This is a genomic window from Xanthomonas sp. JAI131 (assembly GCF_013410075.1).
Lineage (GTDB): Bacteria > Pseudomonadota > Gammaproteobacteria > Xanthomonadales > Xanthomonadaceae > Xanthomonas_A > Xanthomonas_A bonasiae.
This window is the reverse complement of sequence record NZ_JACCCN010000001.1, coordinates 1611127-1620302: the sequence shown is the minus strand read 5'-3', so window position 1 is coordinate 1620302 and position 9176 is coordinate 1611127. Positions and strand designations below refer to the sequence as shown.

At 68.8% G+C, this 9176-nt stretch carries 6 protein-coding genes; all 6 read left to right on the top strand.

Annotation, left to right across the window (positions count from 1 at the left end):
- Positions 1 to 361 precede the first annotated feature (361 nt).
- The 6 genes from HDC36_RS06765 (at position 362) to HDC36_RS06740 (ending at position 9029) form a co-directional block, all read left to right on the top strand.
- Positions 362 to 1726, top strand: a complete 1365-nt coding sequence (locus HDC36_RS06765; RefSeq protein ID WP_179565488.1) for an aspartate aminotransferase family protein — start codon at positions 362 to 364, stop codon at positions 1724 to 1726.
- A 99-nt stretch (positions 1727 to 1825) separates the two neighbouring features.
- Positions 1826 to 2950: a polyamine ABC transporter substrate-binding protein gene (locus tag HDC36_RS06760; RefSeq protein WP_179565486.1), complete on the top strand. Its 1125-nt coding sequence runs from the start codon at positions 1826 to 1828 to the stop codon at positions 2948 to 2950.
- Positions 2951 to 3111: 161 nt separating this feature from the next.
- Positions 3112 to 4242 carry an extracellular solute-binding protein gene (locus tag HDC36_RS06755; protein WP_179565484.1) on the top strand — a complete coding sequence of 377 codons (1131 nt, stop codon included), beginning with the start codon at positions 3112 to 3114 and terminating at the stop codon, positions 4240 to 4242.
- Between the two features lie 488 nt (positions 4243 to 4730).
- Positions 4731 to 5945: an HlyD family secretion protein gene (locus HDC36_RS06750; RefSeq protein WP_179565482.1), complete on the top strand. Its 1215-nt coding sequence runs from the start codon at positions 4731 to 4733 to the stop codon at positions 5943 to 5945.
- Positions 5942 to 7525, top strand: a complete 1584-nt coding sequence (locus tag HDC36_RS06745) for a DHA2 family efflux MFS transporter permease subunit (protein WP_179565480.1) — start codon at positions 5942 to 5944, stop codon at positions 7523 to 7525. Before HDC36_RS06750 ends, HDC36_RS06745 begins: the two co-directional genes overlap by 4 nt.
- A gap of 7 nt (positions 7526 to 7532) precedes the next feature.
- Positions 7533 to 9029, top strand: a complete 1497-nt coding sequence (locus HDC36_RS06740; RefSeq protein ID WP_179565478.1) for an efflux transporter outer membrane subunit — start codon at positions 7533 to 7535, stop codon at positions 9027 to 9029.
- Positions 9030 to 9176 lie beyond the last annotated feature (147 nt).

Below are 9176 nucleotides of genomic sequence, written 5' to 3'. Positions count from 1 at the left end.
AGTCACTTTTCTTTGCTCGCGCAAAGAAAAGTAACCAAAAGAAAGCGCGCCCTGCCTCGCGCCCTCCGCGCTGCGCGCTCCGGGTCCGCGTCCATGACGGGGATTCGCGGAAGGGGCATCCTGCCCCTGCCGCGAACGGCGCACATCCATGTGCGCCGCCCCTGCGGGGTTTTTCCCCGCCATGGCCGCCGCTGCGGAAGGGAACCCGGTAAGTCAAAAGCGAAAGCAAAGGCAACAGCAACGGCAACGGCAACGGCAACGGCGAAGGGCAAGGCAAAGCGACAGCAAAGGCGAAGGCGGCGGCAAGAACACAGCAACAGCACAGCACCACCAGGCACAGTACCAACGCTACGGAGTCGACATGGATCGGATAGAAACGCGGGCCCTGCAGGACCTGGATGCGGCGCATCACCTGCACCCGTTCAACGACAACGCCGCGCTTGCCCAGAAGGGCACGCGCATCCTCACCCGCGGCGACGGCGCCTATGTCTGGGATGCCGACGGCAACCAGCTGCTCGACGCCTTCGCCGGGCTGTGGTGCGTCAACGTCGGCTACGGGCGCAAGGAACTCGGTCAGGCCGCCGCGCGGCAGATGGAACAGCTGGCGTACTACAACAGCTTCTTCCAGTGCACCACCGAGCCGACCATCCGCCTCGCCGCCAAGCTCGCCGAACTCACCCCCGGCGACCTCGACCATGCCTTCTTTACCAACTCCGGCTCTGAGGCCAACGACACCATCCTGCGCCTGGTGCGGCACTTCTGGGCCGTGCAGGACCAGCCGCAGAAGAGCATCTTCATCGGCCGCCACGACGGCTACCACGGCACCACCATGGCCGGCGCCAGCCTCGGCGGGATGAAGGGCATGCACCGCCAGGGCGGACTGCCCATTCCCGACATCCACCATATCGACCCGCCATACCCGTTCGGCGACGGCGGCGACCTGGATCCGGAGGAATACGGCCTGCTGGCCGCGCGCCGGCTGGAGGACAAGATCCTGGAACTGGGGCCGGAACGCGTGGCCGCGTTCATCGGCGAGCCGATCATGGGCGCGATCGGCGTGTACATCCCGCCGCGCAGCTACTGGCCGGAGATCGAGCGCATCTGCCGCCGCTACGACGTGCTGCTGGTCGCCGACGAAGTGATCTGCGGCTTCGGCCGCACCGGCGAATGGTTCGGCGCGCAGCACTTCGGCTTCCAGCCGGACGTGATGACCATCGCCAAGGGCATCACCTCCGGCTACATCCCGCTCGGCGCGGCGATGTTCGGCAAGCGCGTGGCCACGGTGCTGAAGGAGCAGGGCGGCGAGCTGGCGCACGGTTGCACCTATTCGGGGCATCCGGTGTGCGCGGCGGTGGCGCTGGAGAACCTGCGCCTGCTGCAGGACGAGGGCATCGTCGAACGCGCGCGCAGCGAGATCGCGCCGTACCTGGCGCAGCGCTGGGCCGAGCTGGGCGAGCACCGGCTGGTCGGCGAGGCGCGCATCGTCGGCATGATTGGCGCGCTGGAACTGGTCCCGGACAAGCCGCGCCGGCACTATTTCCCCGACCGCGGCAAGGTCGGCGCGCTGTGCCGCGACCATGCGCTGCGCCGCGGCCTGATCCTGCGCGCGACCAACGATGCGATGCTGCTGTCGCCGCCGCTGATCCTCAGCCGCGCCCAGGTCGACGAATTGTTCGACAAGGCCTGGCTGGCGCTGGAGGACACCGCCCAGGCGCTGGGCAAATAGGCCGGCGCTGGTTAGTCTGGGCCGGTTGGCCTGGACCCGTCCGCGCGACGCCGCGGCGTGTATCTTCCGATCTTCCCCATGGACCTGCGGAGACCTGCAATGAAGCTGCGACTGCTCACCCTTTCCCTCTCTGCGGCGCTGCTCGCCTCCTGTGGCGGTTCCGGCGGCGGCGAAGGCGGCAAGCCCGCGGCGGGCGAGGACCAGGTCCTCAACGTCTACAACTATTCGGACTACATCGCCGAGAACACCGTGCCCGCGTTCGAGAAGGCCAGCGGGGTCAAGGTCACCTACGACGTGTTCGACAGCGACGAGATGGTCGAGACCAAGTTGCTGGCCGGCGGCAGCGGCTACGACGTGGTGGTGCCGACGCTGAACTTCTTCGGCCGGCAGATCCAGGCCGGCGTGTTCCTGCCGCTGGACAAGAGCAAGATCCCGAACCTGGCGAATCTGGATCCGGAGATCATGCAGCGCATCGCGCAGCAGGATCCGGGCAACAAGTACGGCGTGCCGTACATGGTCGGCACCACCGGCATCGGTTACAACGTGGACAAGGTCAAGGCCGCGTTCGGCAGCACCGACATCGCCAACAGCTGGGACCTGGTGTTCAAGCCGGAGAACATCGCCAAGCTCAAGGATTGCGGCGTCACCATCCTCGACACGCCGTCGGACCTGATCCCGATCGCGCTGCACTACCAGGGCGAGGATCCGCACACCACCGACAGCGCCAAGATCGAGAAGGCCGCCGCGCTGATCAAGAGCATCCGCCCGTACGTGCAGAACTTCCACTCCTCGCAGTACGTGACCTCGCTGGCCAACGGCAGCACCTGCCTGGCGGTGGGCTGGTCCGGCGACATCATCCAGGCGCGCGACCGCGCCGAGGAAGCCAAGAACGGCGTGAAAGTGGCCTATTCGATTCCCAAGGAAGGCGCGCCGCAGTGGTTCGACATGCTGGCGATCCCGAAGGATGCCAAGCATCCGGAGAACGCCTACAAGTTCATCAACTACCTGCTGACGCCGGAGGTGGCCGCGGCCAACTCCAACTTCATCCACTACGCCAATCCGGTGCCCAAGGCGACGCCGCTGGTGGATGCGGCGATCCGCAACGACCCGACCATCTATCCGCCGCCGGAGGTGGCGGCGAAGATGTTCACCTATTCGATCAACCCGCCCGAGGTGGACAAGCTGTATACCCGCCTGTGGACGGAGATCAAGACCGGCCGCTGAGCCGGTCGCGTCCGTGGTCCATGGCGCCGCGCTTCGGCGCGGCGCCTGCACGCAGTACGGCCGCGCCGCGCGCGCGGCCGCCAAAGGGGAGGACCACCGGGACGCGCGCCAGCGCGGCGTCCCGCCAACCGCTGCCCGCAACGGGCGGCATGGAGACGACGATGAAGCGGCGAGCGATAGCGGGGATGGTGGCGGTGCTGTGCCTGGCGGGCTGTGGCGGATCGGGCCGGCAGGACGGCGCGGCGGAGGCGGCGGGCGGCGGCGATGCGAAGCAACTGAACGTCTACAACTGGTCGGACTACATCGCCGAAGGCACCGTGCCCGGCTTCGAGCGGCATAGCGGTATCCACGTCACCTACGACGTGTTCGACAGCAACGAGGTGCTGGAAGCCAAGCTGCTGGCCGGCGGCAGCGGCTACGACGTGGTGGTGCCGTCGCTGAGTTTCCTCGGCCGGCAGATCCAGGCCGGCGTGTTCCTGCCGCTGGACAAGAGCAAGATCCCCAACCTGGCCAATCTGGACCCGGCGATGATGCAGCGCATCGCGCAGCAGGATCCGGGCAACACCTACGCGGTGCCGTACCTGTGGGGCACCACCGGCATCGGCTACAACGTGGACAAGATCCAGGCCGCGTTCGGCAGCACCGACGTGGTCGACAGCTGGGACCTGGTGTTCAAGCCGGAGAACCTGGCCAAGCTCAAGGACTGCGGGGTGACCTTCCTCGACACCGCCTCGGAGATCGTGCCGACGGTGCTGCACTACCTGGGCGAGGACCCGAACAGCACCGACCCGAAGGTGATCGCAAAGGCCGCGGCCAAGCTCAAGGAAATCCGCCCCTACATCCAGAATTTCCATTCCTCGCAGTACATCGACGCGCTGGCCAAGGGCAGCACCTGCCTGGTGGTGGGCTGGTCGGGCGACATCCTGCAGGCGCGCGACCGTGCCGAGGAGGCCAAGAATGGCGTGCACATCGCCTATTCGATTCCGAAGGAAGGCGCGCTGCAGTTCTTCGACATGCTGGCCATCCCCAAGGACGCCAAGCATCCGGAGCAGGCCTACCAGTTCATCAATTACCTGCTGACCCCGGAAGTGGCCGCGGCCAACACCAACTTCGTCAGCTATCCGAACGCGGTGCCCAAGTCGATCCCGCTGATCGATGCGGCGATCAGCGGCGACCGCACCATCTACCCGCCGGCGGAGGTGCAGGCCAAGCTGTTCGCGCTGGCGGTGATGCCGCCGGAAGTGGACCGCCAGTACACGCGGTTGTGGACCGAGCTGAAGACCGGGCGCTGAGCGACGTCGCAGCAAAATGATTTCCCTCTCCCCACGGGAGAGGAGTAGGGGTGAGGGTACGGCGCGAAGCGCCTCGCCGAATTGGGCGTACGAGGCTGCGCCCGTACCCTCATCCGGCCCTGCGGGCCACCTTCTCCCGGTGGGAGAAGGAACAGCCGGTGCTTTGCCTTAGCCCTCTCCCGCGGGAGAGGGGAGGGGTGAGGGTGCGGCGCAAGCGGAAGGCCTGAACAGCACCCTGCACGCGATGCGCCTGGCCACCCCCCATTGGCCATCGTTGCAGCCGGCGAGGATCGTGCCGAGGAGTTGCTTGCAGGGCGCCTGAACGCCACCGCCAGTCGCACTCACGCGATCTCGACTCGCCGGTACAGACACTTGTACAGTCCGCCGTACGCCACCGTCTGGTGAGCGCGCCGCGCGCAGTGCGTTGCTGTCCCTGCACCGTCAAGCGCACCGGCGACGATGGTCCCAACCCCCAGGAACCTGCGACTTTGAGCACCCACGACCCAGATCCCGCGCAGACGCAACGACAGGCGGCTTCGGACGAGGCGCGGGCCGCGCCGGCCCAGCACGACGGCCAGAACGACGCCAAGCAGCCCGACAAGCCGGCGCCGCTGAAGAATCCCAAGGTGAAATGGACGCTGCTGCTGATCGGCCTTGTGGTGGCGATCGGCCTGGTGGCGTGGCTGGTCTATTACCTGACCACCGGCCGCTACCTGCAGGAAACCAACAATGCCTATCTGCAGGCCGATGCGGTGGCGGTGGCGCCGCGGGTCAACGGCTACGTGACCGGCGTGTTCGTCGGCGACAACCAGACGGTCAAGGCCGGGCAGCCGCTGCTGCAGATCGACGAGCGCAGCTACCGCGCCACGCAGCAGCAGGCGCAGGCCGTGGTCGCGGTCCGCCAGGCCGACATCGCCGCCGCCGAGGCCGGGCTGCAGGCGCAGCGCGCCACGCTGTTGCAGGCGCGCACCCAGGTCACCGCGGCCGCGGCCAGCCTGCGCTTCGCCCAGGGCGAAGCCAAGCGCTTCGCGCCGCTGGCCGCGTCCGGCGCCGATACCCACGAGCACTACGAGAGCATCGTCCACGATCGCGACCGCGCCCAGGCCCAGTACGACGCGGCCAAGGCCCAAGTGGTCGCTGCCGAGAGCCAGGTGCAGGGCGCCAGCGCGCAGCTCGACCAGGCCCGCGCCGGGCTGCAGCAGGCGCAGGCCGACGCCGACCAGGCGCAGGTGGCGATGGACGATACGCGGCTGACCGCGCGCATCGACGGCCGCATCGGCGACAAGACCGTGCAGGTCGGCCAGTTCGTTGCCGCCGGCACGCGGCTGATGAGCGTGGTGCCGGTCGATGCGCTGTACCTGAGCGCCAATTTCAAGGAAACCCAGGTCGGGCTGATGCGGCCCGGGCAGCCGGCGCGGATCGAGGTCGATGCGCTGTCCGGGGTCGCGCTGGACGGCGTGGTCGAGAGCATCGCGCCGGGCACCGGCTCGCAGTTCGCGCTGCTGCCGCCGGAGAACGCCACCGGCAACTTCACCAAGGTGGTGCAGCGGGTGCCGGTGCGGATCCGGCTCAAGGCCGGCGCCGAAGCGCGCAAGGTGCTGGTGCCGGGCATGTCGGCGACGGTCACGGTGGATACGCGCGCGGCCAAGGACGCCAAGGACCGGGTCGAGCAGGAAGGCAAGCAGGGCGAGGGCACGCCGTGAACGAGGCCGCCGCTGCGCCGGCGGCGGGTGCCGGCGCACAGCAGAAGGCCGACGCCGGCGCGTGGCTGGCGGTCGCGGCCGGCACCATCGGCTCGTTCATGGCGACGCTGGACATCTCCATCGTCAACGCGGCGTTGCCGACCATCCAGGGCGAGGTCGGCGCCAGCGGCACCGAAGGCACCTGGATCTCCACCGCCTACCTGGTCGCCGAGATCGTGATGATCCCGCTGACCGGCTGGTTCGTGCGCACCCTGGGGCTGCGCAACTTCCTGCTGATCTGCGCGCTGCTGTTCACCTTCTTCTCGGTGGTCTGCGGGCTGTCCAACAGCCTGACCATGATGATCCTCGGCCGCGTCGGCCAGGGCTTCGCCGGCGGTGCGTTGATCCCCACCGCGCTGACCATCGTCGCCACGCGGCTGCCGCCGGCGCAGCAGACCATGGGCACCGCGCTGTTCGGCATGACCGTGATCCTGGGCCCGGTGATCGGGCCGCTGCTCGGCGGCTGGCTGACCGAGAACGTCAGCTGGCACTACGCGTTCTTCATCAACGTGCCGATCTGCGCCGGGCTGGTGGCGCTGTTGCTGCTCGGCCTGCCGCACGAGCGCATGAATCTGCGCGGGCTGCTCGACGCCGACTGGCTCGGCATCTTCGGGCTGACCGCCGGGCTCGGCGCGCTGACCGTGGTGCTGGAGGAAGGCCAGCGCGAGCGCTGGTTCGAATCCTCGGAGATCGTGCTGCTGAGCCTGCTCTCGCTGGTCGGCTTCGTCGCCCTGGTCGCCTCGCAGTTCGTCAGCCGGCAGCCGGTGATCCGCCTGTCGATCCTGCTGCAGCGCAGTTTCAGCGCGGTGTTCGTGATGGTGATGGCGGTGGGCATGATCCTGTTCGGGGTCATGTACATGATCCCGCAGTTCCTGGCCACGATCTCCGGCTACAACACCGAGCAGTCCGGCTACGTGGTGCTGCTGTCCGGCGTGCCGACGGTGCTGCTGATGCCGCTGATGCCGAAGATGCTGATGCGCGTGGACGTGCGCATCTTGGTGATCGGCGGGCTGAGCTGCTTCGCCATCGCCTGCTTCGTCAACATGCGCCTCAGCGCCGATTCGGTGGGCATGCATTTCGTGATCGGCCAGCTGCTGCAGGGCTGCGGCCTGGCGCTGGCGATGATGTCGCTGAACCAGGCCGCCATCTCGTCGGTCCCGCCGGAACTGGCCGGCGATGCGTCCGGGCTGTTCAACGCCGCGCGCAACATGGGCGGCTCGATCGGGCTGGCGCTGATCTCCACCTTCCAGGAGCGGCGCATGGTGTTCCACACGCAGATGATCGGCAGCGGCACCAGTGCCAATTCGCCGCTGGCGCAGGATTACCTGCACGGCCTGGCCGCGCAGCTGCAGTCCGCTTCCGGCGCCGGTGCGGCGATGCAGTCGGTGGCACAGCTGGCGCGCATGGTGCAGCAGCAGGCGCTGGTGATGACCTACAACGACCTGTTCTGGATCTTCGGGGTGATCGTGGTGTGCACGATTCCGCTGGGGCTGCTGCTCAAACCGCTGCCCAAGGGCGGCGCTCCGCTTGCGATGCATTGAGGATTCCATGGCTCAGCGTTTTTCCCGTGTGCTCGTCCCCGCCGCGCTGCCGCTGCTGCTGTCGGCATGCGTGCTCGGCCCGAACTACGTGAAGCCGCCGCCGGTGGCCGAGGCGGCGCAGGCACAGCCGCAGCTGCATCGCGCCGACGCGGTCGCCGCGGCGGCCGGGGTGGTGCCGGCGCCGCCGCCGCAGCGCTGGTGGGAGGCGTTGCAGGATCCGCAATTGGACAGCCTGGTCGAACAGGCGCTGCAGAACAGCCCGAACCTGCGCGCCGCGCAGGCCAAGCTGCGCGCCTCGCGCGCGCTGGTGCAGCAGCGCCATGCCGAACAGCTGCCCAGCGTCGGCGCCAATGCCGCCTATCTCAACGCCAGGGCGCCGGACGCGCTGGTCGACGGCCTGGGCAGCGTCGCCGCCGGCAGCGGCCAGCCGTTGTCCATCGATCCGCATGCGCAGCTGTACAGCGTCGGCTTCGATGCGAGCTGGGAACTGGATTTCTTCGGCCGCCGCCGCCGCGCCAGCGAAGGCGCGCTGGCCGATGCGCAAGCTGACGAGGCCGAGTTGGCCGACACCCAGGTGCAACTGGCCGCCGAAGTCGGACAGGCCTACCTGGGCTATCGCGCGACCCGCGAGCGCATCGCCATCGCCCAGCGCAACCTGGAGGCGGCGCGGCAGACCCTGCAATTGACCCGGCAGCGCCGCGAGCGCGGCGCCGATGCCGACCTGCAGGTGGAGCGCGCGCAGGCGCAGCTGCAGCAGCAGGAAGCGGTGTTGCCGGACCTGCAGGCGCAGGCGAAGGAAACGCTGGACCAGCTGGCGCTGATGATCGGCCGCGAGCCGGGCGCGCTCGACGCCGCGCTGGCCGCGGACCGGCCGCTGCCGACGCTGCCGGCGGTGGTGCCGGTGGACGATGCGGGTGCGTTGATCCGCCGCCGCCCCGACGTGCGCCGCGCCGAACGCCAGCTGGCGTCTTCGTCGGCGCAGATCGGACAGGCGCTGAGCGCGTACTTCCCGCAGGTGACCCTGCTCGGCAACATCGGCATGGCCGCGACCTCGCCGGGCGATCTCGGCAGCGATGCGATCAACAGCGTGGTCGCGCCGTTCCTGCGCTGGTTGATCTTCGATTTCGGCGCGACCAGGGCCAAGGTCGAACAGGCCCGCGCCGGCAACGCCGCGCGCCTGGCCGCCTACGAAGGCACCGTGCTGGCGGCGCTGCAGGACGCCAACAGCGCGCTCGCCCGGTTCGGCGCCGCGCGCCAGCAGGCGCTGGCCGCGTCCAAGGCCGAAGCCTCGGCGGACCGTTCCGCGGCGCTGCTGCAGCAGCGCTATGCGGCGGGCGCGTCATCGCTGATCGATGCGCTGGACGTGCAGCGCCAGCAGGCCTCGGCGCAGGACAGCGCAGTGCAGGCGCGGACCCAGGTGCTGTTGCGCTACGTGGCGCTGCAGAAGAGCCTGGGCCTGGGCTGGGCGCCGCCGCCGGCGCAGACGCCGTCAGCGGCGCAATAGACGCCTGCGCCGCGGTATCGCCGATGCGGTGGCCGCGGCTACACTGGGGTCGGCCGCGCAATCCCGGCAGCATCGGCGAACGCGCGCCGCGGTGTCTTCCACGGGGAGCAACAGATGGCGTTGAGCGAAGCGAGATCCGATCTTCCG

Bases quoted from the DNA above. Each gene is read 5' to 3' on its own strand.
- HDC36_RS06765 (WP_179565488.1), top strand. From the start codon at position 362: ATGGATCGGATAGAAACGCGGGCCCTGCAGGACCTGGATGCGGCGCAT.
- HDC36_RS06760 (WP_179565486.1), top strand. From the start codon at position 1,826: ATGAAGCTGCGACTGCTCACCCTTTCCCTCTCTGCGGCGCTGCTCGCC.
- HDC36_RS06755 (WP_179565484.1), top strand. From the start codon at position 3,112: ATGAAGCGGCGAGCGATAGCGGGGATGGTGGCGGTGCTGTGCCTGGCG.
- HDC36_RS06740 (WP_179565478.1), top strand. From the start codon at position 7,533: ATGGCTCAGCGTTTTTCCCGTGTGCTCGTCCCCGCCGCGCTGCCGCTG.